Here is a 17,321-nt window from a genome sequence, read left to right on the forward strand (position 1 = left end):
GAAGCCGCTGACCTACATGAACAGCTCCGGCGAGTCGGTGCAGGAAGCGTCGGCTTTCTACAAGCTGCCGCCTGAGTCGATCACCGCCTTCCACGACGAACTCGACCTCGCCCCCGGCAAGATGCGGGTCAAGAAGGGCGGTGGCGCCGCCGGTCACAACGGCTTGCGCAGCATGGACAAGATGCTGGGCAGCCAGGACTACTGGCGCGTTCGCCTCGGCATCGGCCATCCCGGATCGAAGGACCGTGTGCTGGGATACGTCCTGGGCAACTTCGACAAGGACGACAGGACGTGGCTGATCGCGTTGCTCGACGCGGTGGCTGATGCCGCCGGCCTGCTCGCCCAGGGCAAGCATCCCGATTTCATGACCAACGTCGCATTGCATACACAGGACACACGATAATGGGCTTCAACTGCGGCATCGTCGGCCTGCCCAATGTCGGCAAATCGACCCTGTTCAACGCCCTGACCGCCACCGCGGCGGCCCAGGCGGCGAACTATCCGTTCTGCACCATCGAGCCCAATGTCGGCCGCGTCGGCGTCCCCGACCCGCGCCTCGACGTCCTCGCCGAGATCGGCAAATCGATCAAGATCGTCCCCACCACGCTGGAATTCGTCGATATCGCCGGCCTGGTGCGCGGAGCCTCCAAGGGCGAGGGCCTCGGCAACCAGTTTCTCGCCAACATCCGCGAGGTGGACGCCATCATCCACGTGTTGCGCTGTTTTGAGGACAGCGACATCACCCACGTCGAAGGCTCCATCGACCCGTTGCGCGATATCGAGGTCGTCGAAACCGAACTGATGCTGTCCGACCTGGACAGCCTGGAACGCCGTCTGACGCAAGCGCAGAAGCGGGCCAAGGGCGGCGACAAGGAAAGCATCGCTGCCGTCGCCATCATGGAACCGCTGGTCGCCGCGCTACAGCAAGGCAACGCCGCCCGTACCGCCATCCCGGCCGGCCAGGAAGAAGCCGTCCGCCGCCTGCAACTGCTGACGTCCAAACCCGTCCTCTACGTCTGCAACGTCGAGGAGGCCTCCGCCGCGACTGGCAACGCCTTCTCCGAACGGGTGCGCGCCTGGGCCGCGACGCAAGGCGCCCCCACGATCGTGGTCTCCGCCGCGATCGAGGCCGAGGTCTCGCAGCTACCCGAATCCGACCGCAAGGATTTCCTCGACACGCTCGGTCTGTCGCAAAGTGGCCTGGATCAGGTCATACGAGCGGGCTACGACCTGCTGGAATTGCTGACCTATTTCACCTGCGGCCCGAAAGAGACGCATGCCTGGACCATCACCAAGGGCACCAAGGCGCCGCAGGCCGCCGCCGTGATTCACAAGGATTTCGAGCGCGGCTTCATTGCCTGCGAAACGATCGCCTACGACGATTTCGTCGCCGGCCGCGGCGAGCAGGGCGCCAAGGAAGCCGGCAAGATGCGTATCGAAGGCAAGACCTACGTGGTCAGGGACGGCGACATCCTGGAATTCCGTTTCAACGTCTAGTGTCCTGCCCCAGAAGTTCGTCGCATTCTGCGACGGATTTCTGGGATCGGCAGGCCACTGAAAACAAAGAGCTAGTGTCCCGAATCTGAAGTTCGCCCGCTGTGGCGAACTTCAGATTCGGGACACTAGATTACGATCGCGCTGAGGAAACATCCACGGCGCTCGGATCATGCCAAGCCACGTTGAGGCCGACCCTTAATTCGTCATGGACCGGCGAAGTCCGGGCCATCTGATCCAGCACCTTGCTGTGGCAGATGCCCCGGACTGGAACCATGACGAGGCGTGTCAATGCAACCTGGTATCGTGCGATCAAACGAAGAGGCAGACCGGTTTCAGGCCACGTAGATAGCCTGCAACCGGTGTCGTTCCGAATGTCAGGCGACGCGTAATGCCTCGCCGTCGTCGATATAGCGCGTTGTGCCGGCGGTCGTCAGGACGACTTCAACCGGTCCGGCAAAGCCCGTCAGTAAATCCATCGGCAATACGGCCTCGCCGTCCGTCCAGACGAAGTCACCGTTCGCTTCCAACGAATGGAAACCACTGACCAGACGCGCATCTTTTGCTTTGGCGATCCGGAACCCGGAGCCCTGACGCACCACGATCTGCCGCAGCGCCACGCCCAGGCTGCGTGGATCACGCGCCAGCCCCAATTCCTGCGGCACGACGGACCGCGAAACGATGCGCACATCCTCCGGCCGGCTGGTGAGGCCGAACACATAGACATTCCCCTGGCGATGCGTCGCATCCACACGGCGGCCATCGACCAACAGGTGCAGATCGGGTTCGTCCGTCAGTGGAACAGAACCGTTCGGCCCCGCACGATCCAGCAGCCGGGTCCAGACCGCATCCACGATGGGACCACCTGTCAGCACCGGCGCGCACGCCGGTTTCGGCGGCTGGTTCCAACCGGTGTTGGCGTTCTGGAACAGCCAGCGATTACCGTCGTCGCGGTAGCTTTCGGCCGGGGCACCGTTGGCCACCAGCACATCATGCGCATCCAATTCCAGGTGATAGACCGTCACCTCCTGCGCATGATCATCCCAAAGGATGGTCCGGTGATTGACCAGGAACTCCACCGGGATCAGCACGTCATCGAGATACAGCGAATGACCCTTGGTGATGTGCAGGTCACGGTGCGGCACGTTGTCCGCCAACGCCCCTTTGCGGACGATCAACGGCGTGGCGGCGCCGCGGCGCCCTCGCGTGGCCAAGGCCCGTCCTTGCCCGATCCAGCACAGCCGCCGCTCCCGTCCGCTTGCCGTGACCACGGTATCGTCAACCTGAAGCTGCTCCACCAGCACCTCGCCCTGACGGGTCAGGATGTATGTGCCGGGCAGGAAGCAGGCGACTTCCGTCAGCATCTCGCCGCCATTGCCGTCGCTTCCCAGAACAAGGGACGCGCCGATCGTGGTTCCGTCGAAGATGAAGCTGTCGCTGGTGCCGCCCCCCGTGACGGTCGCAAAGGTATCGCCGCCGGAGGTCGTCGTGCCGAGGGTTGCTCCCGACCCGGCGGCGCCCACCGAGGTCGCCGATGTCATGTCGATCACATCGCCGGTGCCAAAACCCGAGATGACGGCGAGGTCGCCAAACCCCGCGCTGGTGTTGGAGGTGACTTCCAGGGTGCCGCCGCCGGAGAACGTCAGCGAGCCCGACAGCACCGCTTTTGGAGACTGAAACTCCACCAGCCCGCCGTTGATGACCGTGTTCTCGGCCGTGGCATTGCCGCTGATGTTCAATGCGCCGCCGCTCTCCACCGTCAGCGCGCTGGCAACTGCGCCCTTCAGGAACAGATCGACGCTGCCGCCGGCGAAAACGGTTTCATTGCTGACGATCGCCGTGGCGGCGCTGACAAGCTGCGTTCCGTATACCTGATCGAGATTGGCCGATCCGATGACCGTTTCATTGCCGCCGGCCGATATGACCGAACCCGAATCGGTGGCACCGAAGGCGATGGTCGCCGATCCGCCTGCCAGGATTGCTTCGCTGACAACAACCCCGGTGACGGACTGCCTGCCGGCGACCTTGTCCTGTGTGGCCGACCCGGCAACCGTTTCGCTGCCGCCGCTGGAGATGAAGGTGCCGGAGTCAAACCCGCCGGCCTCAACCGTCTCGACCGCGCCCGGCAGCAGCGTGATAGCCACGGCGGTGCCACCGGACAGCACCTCGATCGTCTCGCCGCTGCTGATTGTCAGGCCGCTGGATGTCGTGCCACCCGATACGACGATGGTGTTGCTGGACGGCGGCGTGATCCCCGATGACGTCGACGATCCGGCAACGATTTCCACGCCGCCGGTGGTGTCGGACGTCAATATCAGGCCGGAGGCGAAGGACGTGCCGGCAAAAATGAACGTTTCGGTATCGGCACCGGTGATCGTCGCGACGGTATTGCCGCCGGAAACCACGGTGCTGAGCGTCGCGCCGACGGGGATCGAGGTCACGTCGATGACGGCGCCGCTGCCGAAGCCGGAGATGACCGCGAGGTCGCCGAATCCGGCGCTGATCGTGTCGGTAATTTCGAGGGTACCGGTGCCGTCGAAGGTCAGCGTGCCGCCGAGGGTTGCCTTGGGGGATTGCAGGTCGATGATGCCGCCGTTGCTGAGCACGGTGGCGAATGCGGTGGCATTGCCATTGATGTTGAGCTCGCCGCCGCTACTGACGACCAGGTTGTTGGCGACAGCGCCTTTCAGGAAGAGATCGACCGACCCGCCGTTGAAGATGGTTTCGTTGTTGACGACCGCGACGCCGTTGCTGACGAGTTGTATGCCGTAGACCTGATCGTTGGTCGCGGTGCCGAGGACCAGTTCGAAGCCGCCGCCGGAAATTGTCGAACCGAGGTCGGTCCCGCCTTGCTCGATCGTTCCCGATCCGCCGGACAGGAACGTGGCGTCAACGAGGGTGCCGCCGTTCAGTACGTCCACCGAACCATTGCTGAAGATGTTGAGGCCGCTCGATGTGACGCCGTTGGACACGACGATGTCGGTCGAAGTTGGTGCGAGATAGCTGATCTCCACACCCGAACCGCCGTCGCTGACCAGTTGCAGCGTTGATGCGACGGCAGTGCCGGCGAAAATGAACGATTCGACCACCGAACCGCTGGTGATCGTCGCCACCGTGTTGCCGCCGGATGTCGTTGTGCTCAATGTCGCGCCGCTGCTGATGACGGTTTCGTCGATCACGTCGCCGGCACCCCAGCCGGAGATGACGCCGAGACCGCCATTTCCCGCGCTGCTCACCGCGGTTACATCGATCGTGCTCGCGCCCTCGAAAGTCAACGAACTGCCGAACGATGCTTTCGGCGATTGCAGGTTGAGCTGGCCGCCGTCGAGGACCGTCGCGTAAGCCGTGGCGGCGCCGTTGATGTTCAGCGTGCCGCCGGTTTCAACCGTCGTGTTGTTGGCGATCACGCCCTTCACGAACAGATCGACGGACCCGCCGTTGACGACGATTTCATTGCTGACGATCGCTGTCCCGGAGCTGACAAGCTGGATGCCACCGATGGTGTCACCAGACGCCGAACCGAGGACCGTTTCGTTGCCGCCCAGCCCGATGTCCGAACCCGAGTCGACGCCGCCGGCGGATACCAGTTCGGTTCCGCCGGACAGGACCGTCGTGCTGACGGCCGTGCCGCCGTTCAGGATGGTGATGGAGCCGCCGCTGGTAACGGTCAGCCCCGTCGAGGTGACGTCGCTGCTGACGGTCACCGATGTCGGTGCCACATTATCCGCGCTGGGTGCGAACGAAACGCCGCGGATATTGTCGCTGCCCGGGATCCCGCTCGCCAGCGTGGTGAAAGTTTCGCCGGTGCCCGAGGTGGCGGTCAGCGTGTCGGTGATCCCGAACAGAAAGGTTGGGTCGAGATCGTTGATCGTTGCGTTTGTAGCGAAAAGCTCGACGGTGTTGCCGATGACGGTGCCGGTCAGTCCGATCAGCCCGGTGGTGCCGGCGGTCGCGGTGTTCTGGACCAGGTTCAACCCGTCCGACAGGGTGTATTCCAGTGTCCACGTGCCGTCGGTCAGCACCCATTTCTGCAGGCCGCCGTCACCTGCGCCGCCTTCTTTGGGAATGCCGCCGTCGGCGATGTAGAGAACGGTCGGTGAGGCAAAGAAGTAGTTCTCCGGGCTAAGCTCGACGACCTTGCCGACCATGCCCGCGTTGACGCTGTTGGCGTTCGCGGCGGTCACCGTGACGGTCAGGTCGATTCCCGGCAGGACGGTACCGGTGGCCGCGCCGGTGGGCAGCGCCGTGCCGAACGTTTCGATGCTGCCGCCACCGGCCTGGGTGCTGTCGCGCGAAATATACAGCTCCCCGTTGTAGATCTCGGCCGTGCGTGTGTCGGCGGATGTATTGATCGCGGTGGCGGAATTGGCGCCGTCGTGCGCCACGAAGACGCCCTGGGTGGTGTCGCCCTTCACGCCCTGACCGGAAATGTAGAAGACCGTGCCGTTGACCGTCGCGACGCTGCGCGGATTGTTGGTATTGAAAACATTATAGAGCGCCGTGCTGGTATCGACCGTGCCGTTGTAGCCGATGTCGGCGATGACGCGGGGAACGGCGGTATCTGTGCCGCCGGGGACGCTGGTCGACTGTGCGAGCGCGGTCGTGCCGTAGACCCCGGCGCCGCCTGCGTTGAACATCGCGGCGTTGATGCCGTAGCCCATGATGACCAGTGACTGGCCGTCCGCCGAGAGTTGCAGCGACCCTTCGGATGAGGAGCCGAATTCGCTGGAGATGGCGTATTGGGTAACGCCATTCTGGACCGTGGTGACCTGCGGCAGCACCATCGTGCCAACAACGGTGCCCGTGGTGGTCAATTCCTCCAACGTGACCGGAGACGCTGCGTTATCGCCGTAGGCGTCGCCGCCCGTCGTGTCGCCGGAGATGCTGATCACCAGGTCGCCGGCCGTGAACTCCGTCAGCGTTCCGCTCGTGTTTGTCATTGTCAATTTTCGTCCGCGATCGTTGTCGCGGCTTCCTAATCGACCCACGGAGCGCGCCCTAATGACAGAATTGTTGCCATTGTATGAAGGGTGAACGCCCGACCCCGATATCAGACCGATAGGAATTCCGACCAAAATCAGAACCGGAATGATGGAACCGGATTCAACGGATGAGGCATACGGCTACGGTGGCAGATGGTTGCGGCAACAGTTTGCTACGGTAACAGAAAGAGAGCCGCCGCCTCTTGATCCGTCACGGACCGATTGACTCGTCACGGACCGATTGATTCGTCACGGACCGGTTGATCCGTCACGGCTCGGTCGATCCGTCATGGCCCGGCGAAGTCCGGGCCATCTGCCACGGTAAGATGCTGGATCAGATGGCCCCACTGTCGCCGGTCCATGACGAAGCCGATGCCTCAACGGCAACGGCCAACTTCAATACGAACCCGGTCCATCAAACTACGCAGCGACGCTCGCCATCTGATGATCAACCAGCCGCGCATAGAATCCCCCCCGAGCGATCAACCCGTCATGCGTGCCCGATTCGATCACCCGTCCATCCCGCAACACCAGGATCAGATCCGCGGCGCGTATCGTCGACAATCGATGCGCGATGACAATGGTTGTTCGGTCCGCCATCAGTGCATCCAACGCGCCTCGTACGGCCTGTTCGCTGATCGTATCAAGATGCGAAGTCGCCTCATCCAAAATCAGCAGCGGCGCGTCCTTCAGGAACGCCCGAGCAATGGCGATCCGTTGCCGTTGCCCGCCGGACAACTGCACGCCGCGTTCCCCCACCCGAGTCGCCAGCCCCTCCGGCAACCCTGCGACAAACCCAGCCAGCGCCGCCCGATCCAACGCCAGTCCAACCTGTTCATCGGACGCATCCGGCCTGGCCAGCCGGACATTCGCCTCCAGCGTGTCGTTGAACAGATACGTATCTTGTGCAACCAGCGCGATCCGCCCGCGCAGTCCGTCCAGAGTCACTTCCCGCAGATCGACCCCACCCAGCCGGATCGACCCGGAAGACGGATCCCAGAACCGCAGCAGCAAATTCGCCACCGTCGTCTTCCCCGCGCCGGACGGACCGACCAGCGCCACCGTCGCCCCACCCGGCACCTCGAACGACATCCCGGCCAACGCCGGCACCGACCGTCCAGGATACGAAAAATCCACCGCGTCGAACACGACCCCCGATCCGGCGCCAGGCTCGCGCCGTCCATCGGTGATCAGCACCGGCTCCGCCTCCACCACCGCCAACCGCCGCGTCGAGGCGATCGTATCCGCCAATTGCCGCCCCACCTGGGCAATCTCCGAAACCGGCAGGAATGCCGCGATGGCGATCAGCACCAGCAGTGGCAACACGGTCGGCCCGATCATGCCATGCGTGACCAGCACCGCACCCAGCGCCGCCACCGCCAGCCCGCCAAGACCGGTCACCGCATCCAAGGCTGCGGCCTGGAACGACAAATCGCCCAACAGAGCAAGCCGCAGCCCCTGATACCCCCGGACCGCCACCATAAATCCGTCCCGCCGCCGCTCGGTCGCCCCGAACATCACCAATTCGGAAAGCCCCTGGATCGTCTCGGTCGCATAGGCGCCGATCAGCCCCAACGCACCTCTGGCCGCCGATCCCAGCCGGTCGATCCGCTGCCGCCCCAGCAGGGGCGATGCGGCCGCATACAAAAGAAACGGCGCCAGAACCAACGCCAGCGGCCACGCGATCCACGCCATCGCCACGATCACGCTGACCGGCACCAGCACCGCCACGATCGCCGGCGCGATGGTATGGGCAAAGAAATACTCCACCGTCTCCACATCCTGGGTCGCCAGCGCCACCAGATCGCCCGACCGCCGCAGCAGCAGATAGGCCGGCGCTAACGCGTCCAGCTTCCGGAACAGTTCGATCCGCATGTCCGCCAGCAGCGCATAGGCCATGGCATGGGCGATCCACGACTCCATCCAGTGCAATAGCCCGGCGAGCGGCGCGGTGATCAGCAGTGCCGCCACCAGCACACCCGTGGGTGATCCGTTCCGAACCGCCCCAAGCACCAGCGCCCCCAGCACACTGACCCCGATAAACGCCACCACGCGACCAATCCCGGTCAGCACGGTCACCGCCAACTGACCGCGATACGGCCGCACCACCCGCAACAACGTCCGGATCGTCGCCGGCCACGTCACGGTGGCGGCGTCCTCCGACAAACTGCCCACAATTGCCCCGGTCGCCGGCGCATCCGGCGCGGCGGCCTCGGCCGCCAGCAACGGAACGACACCGCCGTCCCGCTCTCCCAGTTGCGACCCCATCAGGTCCCGATACGGCCCATCCTCGCCGATCAGGTCCCGATGGTGCCCGGACTGCACCACCGCACCGTCGTTCAGCACCAAAATCCGGTCTGCGCCGATGACGCTGGACAACCGATGCGCCAGGATCAGCGTGGTGCGCCCCACCATCAAACGGTCCAGCGCCTGCTGGATGATCGCCTCGTTCTCGGTATCGACGGACGACAGCGCCTCATCCAGCACCAGCACCGGCGAATCCCGCAGCACGGCGCGGGCGATCGCCAGACGTTGCCGCTGCCCGCCTGACAGGCTGGTGCCCCGTTCGCCGATCACCGTCCGATAGCCGTCGGGCAGGGCACTGATGAAGCCGTGCGCGTTGGCCGCCGTCGCCGCCGCGACCACCTCGGCCTCCGAAGCGTCCGGCCGCCCGAGGCGCAGGTTTTCCTCCACCGTCCCATGGAACAGATAAGTGTCCTGCGACACGACGGCGATCATCCCACGCACCTGCGCCGCATCGATATCTTTCAGATCGACACCGCCAATGCGGATAATCCCACCCTGAGCCTGATGCAGCCGGGACAGCAGCCGGACGATGGTGGACTTGCCGGACCCGCTGGGTCCAACAATGCCGACCCGCTCCCCGGCGCCCACGCGGAACGTCAGGCCGCTATGCGCCGCCCGCCGCCCGCCCGGATAGGCGAACGCGACGTTTTCGAACGTGATCTCCGGCGTCAGCGGTGGAACCGCCGATCCGGCCGGCGTCGCCACATTCGTATCCAGTAGCGCGTTGATACCGGTCGCCGCCGCCTGCCCATTCAGTCCCTGGTGCAGCACCCCGCGCAGGTCGCGCAACGGCCGGAAAATCTCGGTCCCGGCCATCAGCACGATCAGCAGGGCTTCGATGCTCATCTCGCCGTGCTGAACCCGCCAGGCCCCCAGGGCCAACGCAGCCGCGGACCCCAAGGCCGTCCCAAGGTCGGTAAACCCCCGCGTCAGCACATTCAGTGACAGCACCCAAAACGTGCTATCCGACAGCGCTCGGGCTTTAGCCGCCAGCATCCGCCCGTAAGCGGCGCTCTGGCCGAACGCCTTAAGCGTCGGCAGCCCTTGCACCGCATCGAGGAACTCCTCCCCAAACGATTTGAACGCGGATTGCCGGACGCGCGACGCCGTGGCGGTCTTGCTGTGAACGACACCCGGCAGCACCAGGGTGAACAGGGCGGCCGCCAGCATGACCGTGGCAACCGGAACGTCCCACCACGCGATGAACACGAAGATCGCGAACGGCGCGAAGATGGCGATGGTCACCTGCGGCAGGTATTGGCCGAAGAACGACTGCAACTGCTCGACCCCGTCGACCATCGACAGCATGACCCCGCCAGTCCGCTCCGCCCCGAACCAGGCGGGGCCCAGCGCCAGAAGCTTGTCGAACAGCCGGCCGCGCAGTGTCTCCTGCACCCGAGCCGCGGTGCGGTGCGCGATCATGGTGCGGTGGTGGTCCAGCCAGGCCCGCAGCAGGATCGCCCCGGTGGCGCCCAGCAACGGCACGATCGGGGTCTGGCCATGGAACACCCCGGCGAGAAACCGGCCGAGGAACGCGAAGCGCGCAATCCCCACCGCCAGGGCAAGCAGCCCCAGGCAGGCCGAAAGAGCGATGCGGCCCCGCAGGCCGGCGGTCATGCGCCATAGCTTCAGGTCAAAGTGCATGCAGTGATCGTCCCTCAACGACAGGCTGGCGTCGAATCGAGTAGCGCTGATTCATGTATCACGGGCCGTCGCGGCCGATGACTCCATCATTTGAACCCGCGATTTGCAGAAATGATACGGGCCGAATGCCGGCGTTTGGTGGACGGCGGCTTCGCTTGTATAGGTACTCTGGCACGAGGCCGGACAACACGGCCCGGTACTGGGAGAAAACCATGAATAAGCCAATCGGCATCAAGCACTGGCTGACATTGCCTGTCACACTTTCGGCTCTACTAACCATATCAGGCGGCGCCGCCCTGGCGGAACAGCAAGGCGTCACGGACACCGAGATCGTCATCGGCACGACCACTGACCTATCAGGCGTAACGGCCGTCCAGGGGGTCAACAACGCAAACACCATGCGCATGGTGTTTGATGAGGCGAACGCTGAGGGCGGCATAAACGGTCGTAAAATCCATTATATCGTGGAAGATACCCAGTATCAGGTGCCGCGCGCGGTGCAGGCGATCAACAAACTGCTGAATCTGGACCACGTTTTCTTCACCGTGGTCGATGGCGGCACGCCGATGAACAATGCCGAAATGCCCATGCAGTTCGCCAAGGACGTGCCCAATATATTTCCGCTGACCGCCGCCCGGTCGATGTATGAGCCGTTCAATCCGCTGAAATTCGGACAATTCGCCTCGTATTACGATCAGATGCGCTCCGGCGTGAAGTATTTCGTGCAGCAAAAGCACGTCAGCCATCTGTGCGTCATGTACCAGGACACCGATTTCGGCCGGGATGTGCTGGCCGGCATCCAGGACGAAACGAAAGCGCTGGGCATAAGCATCGTCGCGACGACGGCGCACAAGCCGACCGACACGGATTTCAGCTCCAACCTGACCAAACTGCGTGATGCCGGATGCGACTGGGTCGGCCTGGGGACGATCGTGCGCGACACGATCGGCATTATCTCGCAGGCCAGGAAGGTCGGCTGGTCGGTGCCGTTTGTCGGGCAGATCGCATCCTATGATACGTCGATCGCGACCGCGCCCGGCGACGTTGGGGAAGGGTTCTATTCCATGAGCCCGTCGATCTATGCCTATCCGGACGACCCAAGGCCGGCGGTGAAAGCCTTCTTCGCCGACTACAAGGCGCGGTACGGCATAGAACCGAACTTCCTGGGTGAGACCGGGTACAGTGCCGCCGAAATGGTGCTGTTGGGTCTGAAGAACGCCGGCAAGGACCTGACGACGGAAAGTTTCATCAAGGGCCTGGAGGCTATTCACCAGTACACGGATATCTTCGGGACAACATACTCGTTCGGACCGGACCAGCATCATGGAGCGACCGCATCCTTCCTGTCGGTCATCCATAACGGCCGCTGGCAGCCCGTGCAGACCGAGGCCATCGCGTATTGATGCCGGCGGGCGGATCGGGAGCCATGCCTGATCCGCTCGATATGGCCCTGAATTTGCATTCCGCACCGGCATCGAGACTGTCCTGGGGGCGGGGATGCTGGTCGAAGCGGAGCCGTATGACTACAGCCTGAACTTGGCCGTGGCCGCGCTGCTGATCATCGACATGCAGCGCGACTTCCTCGAACCCGGCGGATTCGGCGAGATGCTGGGCAACGACGTTTCCCAGCTTCGCCGCACCATCGCGCCCAACAAGGCGCTGCTGGCGGTCTGGCGGGCCGTCGGCGCTCTGGTGATCCACACCCGTGAAGGCCATCGCCCCGACCTCGCGGACCTGCCGTCGGCGAAGAAAATCCGCGGCCGAGGCGCCACGCGTATCGGCGATCCCGGCCCAATGGGCCGTATCCTGGTGCGCGGTGAGGCCGGTCACGACATCATTCCCGAACTCTACCCGGCGGCGGGCGAACCGGTGATCGACAAACCCGGCAAGGGCGCCTTCTTCGCCACCGACCTGCACGCCATCCTGCAAAACCAGGGCATTCAGCAGCTGGTCGTGACCGGAGTCACCACGGAAGTCTGCGTCAACACCACGGTCCGGGAAGCGAATGACCGTGGCTACGACTGCCTGGTCGTAAGTGACTGCTGCGGCTCCTATTTCCCCGAGTTCCACGAGATGGGACTCCGGATGATTGCCGCACAAGGCGGCATTTTCGGCTGGGTCGCGCCCTCGGCCACGATCATTCAGGCGCTCAAAAGCAGCATGATGATGAAAGAATCGGCAGAATGAGCGCAAACATGGCAATTGGCCACAGACCAAAGTTCTGGGTCCCGGGCGACTGGAATGCCCTGTTCGGGTTCGGCACCAATATCCTGGTGAACGTCCTGGTGCTGACCGGATTGCTGCGCTTCGTGCTGAAAATGCCGGATGCGCTCGTCTTCGGCCGTATCCTGCCGGCGCTGGGGATGATGCTGTTCCTGAGCACCGGATATTATGCGTTCCTGGCCTGGAACCTGGCTCGCAAGACCGGACGCACCGATGTCTGTGCGCTGCCCTCCGGCATCAGCGTGCCGCATATGTTTGTCGTGACGTTCGTGGTCATGCTGCCGATCAAGCTGGCCACCAACGACCCGATCCAGGCCTGGGAAGCCGGCCTGACCTGGGTGTTCATCCAGAGCTTCGTCCTGATGGCCGGTGGTTTCATCGGCCCCTACATCCGCAAAATCACCCCCCGTGCCGCCCTGCTCGGTTCGCTGGCCGGCATCTCGATCACCTTCATCGCCATGAGCCCGGCGGCGCAGGTGTTCACCACCCCGGTGATCGGCGTAGTGTGCTTCGCCGTGATCCTGGCGAACTGGTTCGGCGGCGTGCGCTACTTCGGCGGCGTGCCCGGCGGCCTTGTGGCGATCGCGGTGGGCACCGTTATTGCCTGGGGGTCCACTGCTCTGGGTCTCGGCTACGGCGACCTCAGCCTGGCGAAACTGGGCGCATCGGTGTCCAATTTCGGCTTCTCCGTGCCGCTGCCGGCATTTCATTACACGTTCGACGGGTTCAAATACCTCGGCGTCATCCTGGTGACCGCGATCCCATTCGGCATCTACGACCTGATCGAGGCACTGGACAACGTCGAGAGCGCCGCGGCCGCGGGCGACAGCTTCCCCACAACGCGGGTGCTGACCGCGGACGGCGTCATCAGCCTGATCGGCTGCCTGATGGGCAATCCATTCATCAACGCGGTCTACATTGGTCATCCGGGCTGGAAGGCGATGGGCGGGCGGATCGGCTATTCCGCCGTGACCGGCATCATCGTGCTGGTGCTGACCTGGTTCGGCATCATCGCGGTGATCAGCGCGCTGATCCCGGTGGTCGCGATCCTGCCCATACTTCTGTATATCGGTATGCTGATCGGTTCGCAGGCGTTCCAGGAATCCCCGCATCGCCACGCGCCGGCCATCGTGCTGGCCTTGCTGCCGCAGATCGCCGCCTGGGGCAAGACGCAGATCGACAACGCCCTGGGCGCCGCCGGCACCAACGCCGCGGCGGTGGGCACCGCCAAGCTGGCCCAGGTCGGCGTGCTATATAATGGGCTGGAGGTGCTGGGTGGTGGCGCGACATTGGCCGGCATCATCCTGGGTGCCATCACCGTCTACATCATCGACCGAGCGTTCGAGAAAGCCGCGGCATTTGCCCTGGCTGGGACGGTGCTGACATTCTTCGGCTTCATCCACGGGGCGGAGGGCATCGGTATCAACAGTTCCCCGACGGTGGCGATATCCTATCTCGGCGTGGCGGGCATCCTGTTCTACCTGGCGAAGTATGCCGAGTTCCATCCGATGGCAATGGACATGCAAGAAGTCCCCGCGGAGGCCGATTGATCGGCTAGCGAGAGTCCTGGAAGTAGTGCTTATACCAAGTGCCGTTACCAAGTGCCGATGAGTTTAACCCTTCCGCTGCCGTCATGGCCGGGCGCCTGCTTCGGGCGTCACGGCCATCCGCGCACCAGCCGATGAAGCGTGAATGGCCGGGGACACGCACAGCGCGTCCCCGGCCATGACGGCAGCGAAGAGTCGGCATCAACGGCGCGTGGTATTATACTTGTGATATAGGAACAAATACGCAAAAATATTCCGATAACATATCGAATACAATCAGATCGGCGATGTGGCAAACATGAACCCTGGTCGAGCGACATCACCCAATTGGTCCGCGCTCGCCATGAGCACATGCGGAGCAGCAGCAAGTCATGATGAATTTGTAATATCTCTTTGTATGCATAACCCCTGCAGGTGTTCGACCAGACCGCGGACGGAATTTACCAGCGATACTTCTCTGCGTCCTCCGGGAACTTCGCGACCTCTGTGTTAAATGCGGAGGTGCAACCAGTACAGGCGCCTCACATAACCCGCTTCGTTCGAAACTCGTAGATCACGAAGTGCTCGGATGAGAGAAATTCTTTAACGTGTAACCAAAAACCACTAACAATAAGTAATGAAATAGTCAACGTCACGCTTGCCGACGACAAAGCAACATCGGCGCACACGACGGTGTCAGCCGCCATCGGCCACAAACCTACGAAAACCGCGAAAAATCCGGCTTGCGCTTTTCCACGAACGCCTGGAACGCCTCCGCCGCCTCAGGTGAGCGCAGGCGTTGCCCGAACAACACCAACTCCTGCGCGATACGGCCTGGAACGTCCCCCCGTCCGTTCTTGATCAAGTCCTTGGTCAGGCGCACCGCTTCGGGCGGCAGCGCCGCCAGCCGGGCCGCGACAGCCCGAGCGGTTGTCATCAGCTCCGCATCGGCAACGACCTGATTGACGAAACCCCATTCGTGGGCGGTCTCCGCATCCATCGGCTCACCCAGCAGCAGCAGGGCGCTGGCCCGCTGATGTCCCACCAACCGGGGAAACAACAGCGAACTGGCGGCCTCCGGCACCAGGCCAAGGCTGGTGAACGGCATCACAAACCGTGCCGAGTGTGCGGCGATCACCAGGTCCGCGTGCGCCAGCATGGTCGTGCCGACCCCGATCGCCGCACCATTCACCGCCGCGACCAAGGGGGTCGCCAAGGACGACAGCGCATCGAGAAACGGCGAGGCATGCGACGCCTCGTTGGTCACCGACCGAGACTGGAAATCCCTGATGTCGTTACCCGAGGTGAAAGTGTCGCCGGCGCCGCTCAGCAGCACCACCCGGATCGCCGCGTCAGCGTCGGCCCGGTGGAACGCATCCACCACCGCCGCATACATTGCTCTGGTCAGGGCGTTCTTCTTCTCCGGCCGGTTGAACAGGACTTCCAGCACCGAACCGGATTGAGTGATGACGACTTCGGCCATGTGTTCCCCGTGCGCTATCCGATCAGGTCGTGAACATGCAGCGTCATGGCGGCGATCAGATCGGTGATCTGCTGTTGGATCACTGAAAACCCGGGGAGACGCTCGATGCGCGCCTCGTCCATGTACAGGGCGCGGGCAATCTCGATCTGCAGCACATGCACGTCGTCGGCCGGCTGGCCGTAGTGCCGGGTGATGTAGCCGCCGGCATAAGGTTCGTTGCGGCGGACCAGATAACCCTTGCCGCCCAGCACGGCCTCGGCCGCTCGGGTGACGCGGGACGCGCACGCCGACCCGTGCAGGTCGCCCAGGACAAAATCCACCGGCCGGATGCCGCCGCGCCTGCCCTGTCCGCCCGACGGCATGGAGTGGCAGTCGATCACCAGGCAATAACCGAAACGGGCCTTGATATCGCTGATCAGGCGACCCAGCGTGTCATGAAACGGGTGCCAATAGGTGTAAATCCGCCGCTCCGCTTCCGCAAACGGCAGCTTGGTCGCGTAAATCGTCTCGCCGGAGGCAACCACTTTCGCGATCGTGCCCAGGCCGGCGGTCACCCGCGAACTGGTCGTGTTCACCCAGTCGGGCAGACGCTCGATGAACATGGCCGGGTCAAGTTCCCACGCCTCCCGGTTCGCATCGCAGAAGGCACGGGGAAAGTTGGCCGCCAGAAGCGGGGCGCCATGCGCCGGGGCGGCGGCGAACAGGTCGTCGACGAAGCAATCCTCGCTGCGCCGCAAGCTGAGCGGGCACAGCCGGACGCCCGTCATCAGGTCCGCCGAATAGGCGCGTCCGGAATGAGCCGAGGTGAAAACGACAGGGGCGAACGGCCGCTCCGGTGCCAACAGGCGGAAAGGGGGCATTTCCTCGGCCATTGGCAGGGGAGCGGTGGGGACGTCCATGGCTGTATCAAAGACGCACCGGACCAAAATGTCACTATGCTGTCTTCGAATGGGATGCAGATAACGGCGACGGCTCAAGCCCCCTTGCACCGATCCAAGGTTTTCGCCGAAACAGCGAGCATGACACCGCACTACTACACCGTTACCTGGGATCAACTTCATCGCGACGCACGCGCGCTCGCCTGGCGGCTGATGAGCCTGGGTCCGTTCGACGGCATCGTGGCGATCAGCCGCGGGGGACTGATCCCGGCGGCGATCATTGCCCGCGAATTGGATGTGCGGCTGGTCGAGAGCGTCTGCATCGTCACCTACCAGGACGAAGTCCGCGGTGAGCCCGTGGTGACCAAACCACCCGCGGCCGCCGGCGACGGAACCCGTTTCCTGATCGTGGACGACCTGGTCGATTCCGGCACCACCGCCCGCGTCGTGCGAGGCCTGCTGCCGAAAGCCCATTTCGCCTGCGTCTATGCCAAACCGGCCGGCCGTCCGATGATCGACAGCTTTGTCACCGAAGTCTCCCAGGATACCTGGATCCTGTTCCCCTGGGACACCGAACCACAGTTCATCGAACCCCTGGCGAGACGCGGCGCCCCGTAAGGGGCTACTCAGGGGTCGCAACCGTCTCGGTCGCCCCCTCCTCTCCAAACCCCTTAAGGCTTCGTGCATCAACAAATGCTTCGATGTTGGCACTGTCGCCCAGTCCCGTCATGGCAGGCGTAGGCCTGCCATCCACGCCTTTTCCGAGACCTACACAGCAAGGCGT

10 protein-coding genes are annotated in these 17,321 nt (G+C 63.6%); 6 read left to right on the forward strand and 4 right to left on the reverse strand.

The window, feature by feature from the left end:
* Together pth and ychF are read left to right on the forward strand one after the other, a co-directional pair.
* A partial coding sequence (gene pth, locus GSQ89_RS39480) for an aminoacyl-tRNA hydrolase (protein WP_254073413.1) occupies nucleotides 1-403 on the forward strand: 403 nt, incomplete at its 5' end.
* Nucleotides 403-1,497, forward strand: a complete 1,095-nt coding sequence (gene ychF, locus GSQ89_RS28845) for a redox-regulated ATPase YchF (protein WP_158931575.1) — start codon at nucleotides 403-405, stop codon at nucleotides 1,495-1,497. The genes pth and ychF, both read left to right, overlap by 1 nt.
* Nucleotides 1,498-1,871: 374 nt before the next feature.
* Here the strand turns inward: ychF and GSQ89_RS28850 are convergent, their stop codons facing one another.
* Complete coding sequence (locus GSQ89_RS28850; RefSeq protein ID WP_158931576.1) at nucleotides 1,872-6,434, reverse strand: Hint domain-containing protein; 4,563 nt, start codon at nucleotides 6,432-6,434, stop codon at nucleotides 1,872-1,874.
* A gap of 462 nt (nucleotides 6,435-6,896) precedes the next feature.
* Nucleotides 6,897-10,427, reverse strand: coding sequence for an ABC transporter ATP-binding protein (locus tag GSQ89_RS28855; protein ID WP_158931577.1), 3,531 nt, complete (start codon nucleotides 10,425-10,427; stop codon nucleotides 6,897-6,899).
* Between the two features lie 212 nt (nucleotides 10,428-10,639).
* Between GSQ89_RS28855 and GSQ89_RS28860 the strand changes: the two genes are divergently transcribed.
* From GSQ89_RS28860 to GSQ89_RS28870, 3 genes are all read left to right on the forward strand, one after another.
* The gene (locus tag GSQ89_RS28860; RefSeq protein WP_158931578.1) at nucleotides 10,640-11,830 is read left to right on the forward strand and encodes an ABC transporter substrate-binding protein; all 1,191 of its coding nucleotides are present in this window, start codon (nucleotides 10,640-10,642) and stop codon (nucleotides 11,828-11,830) included.
* Nucleotides 11,831-11,969: 139 nt separating this feature from the next.
* Nucleotides 11,970-12,614, forward strand: coding sequence for a cysteine hydrolase family protein (locus tag GSQ89_RS28865; RefSeq protein WP_254073414.1), 645 nt, complete (start codon nucleotides 11,970-11,972; stop codon nucleotides 12,612-12,614).
* An 8-nt stretch (nucleotides 12,615-12,622) separates the two neighbouring features.
* On the forward strand, nucleotides 12,623-14,200 hold the full coding sequence (locus GSQ89_RS28870; protein WP_174254944.1) for a regulator: 1,578 nt from the start codon (nucleotides 12,623-12,625) through the stop codon (nucleotides 14,198-14,200).
* Between the two features lie 694 nt (nucleotides 14,201-14,894).
* On the opposite strand, the gene GSQ89_RS28875 is transcribed toward GSQ89_RS28870, so the two are convergent.
* Nucleotides 14,895-15,659 carry an enoyl-CoA hydratase gene (locus GSQ89_RS28875; RefSeq protein WP_158931581.1) on the reverse strand — a complete coding sequence of 255 codons (765 nt, stop codon included), beginning with the start codon at nucleotides 15,657-15,659 and terminating at the stop codon, nucleotides 14,895-14,897.
* Between the two features lie 14 nt (nucleotides 15,660-15,673).
* Nucleotides 15,674-16,558 carry an N-formylglutamate amidohydrolase gene (locus GSQ89_RS28880; protein WP_158931582.1) on the reverse strand — a complete coding sequence of 295 codons (885 nt, stop codon included), beginning with the start codon at nucleotides 16,556-16,558 and terminating at the stop codon, nucleotides 15,674-15,676.
* A 120-nt stretch (nucleotides 16,559-16,678) separates the two neighbouring features.
* Here GSQ89_RS28880 and gpt point away from each other — a divergent pair, with 120 nt between their 5' ends.
* Nucleotides 16,679-17,155, forward strand: coding sequence for a xanthine phosphoribosyltransferase (gpt, locus tag GSQ89_RS28885; RefSeq protein WP_158931583.1), 477 nt, complete (start codon nucleotides 16,679-16,681; stop codon nucleotides 17,153-17,155).
* Nucleotides 17,156-17,321 lie beyond the last annotated feature (166 nt).

The sequence above is a fragment of the Acidisphaera sp. S103 genome (assembly GCF_009765975.1).
GTDB lineage: Bacteria > Pseudomonadota > Alphaproteobacteria > Acetobacterales > Acetobacteraceae > Rhodopila.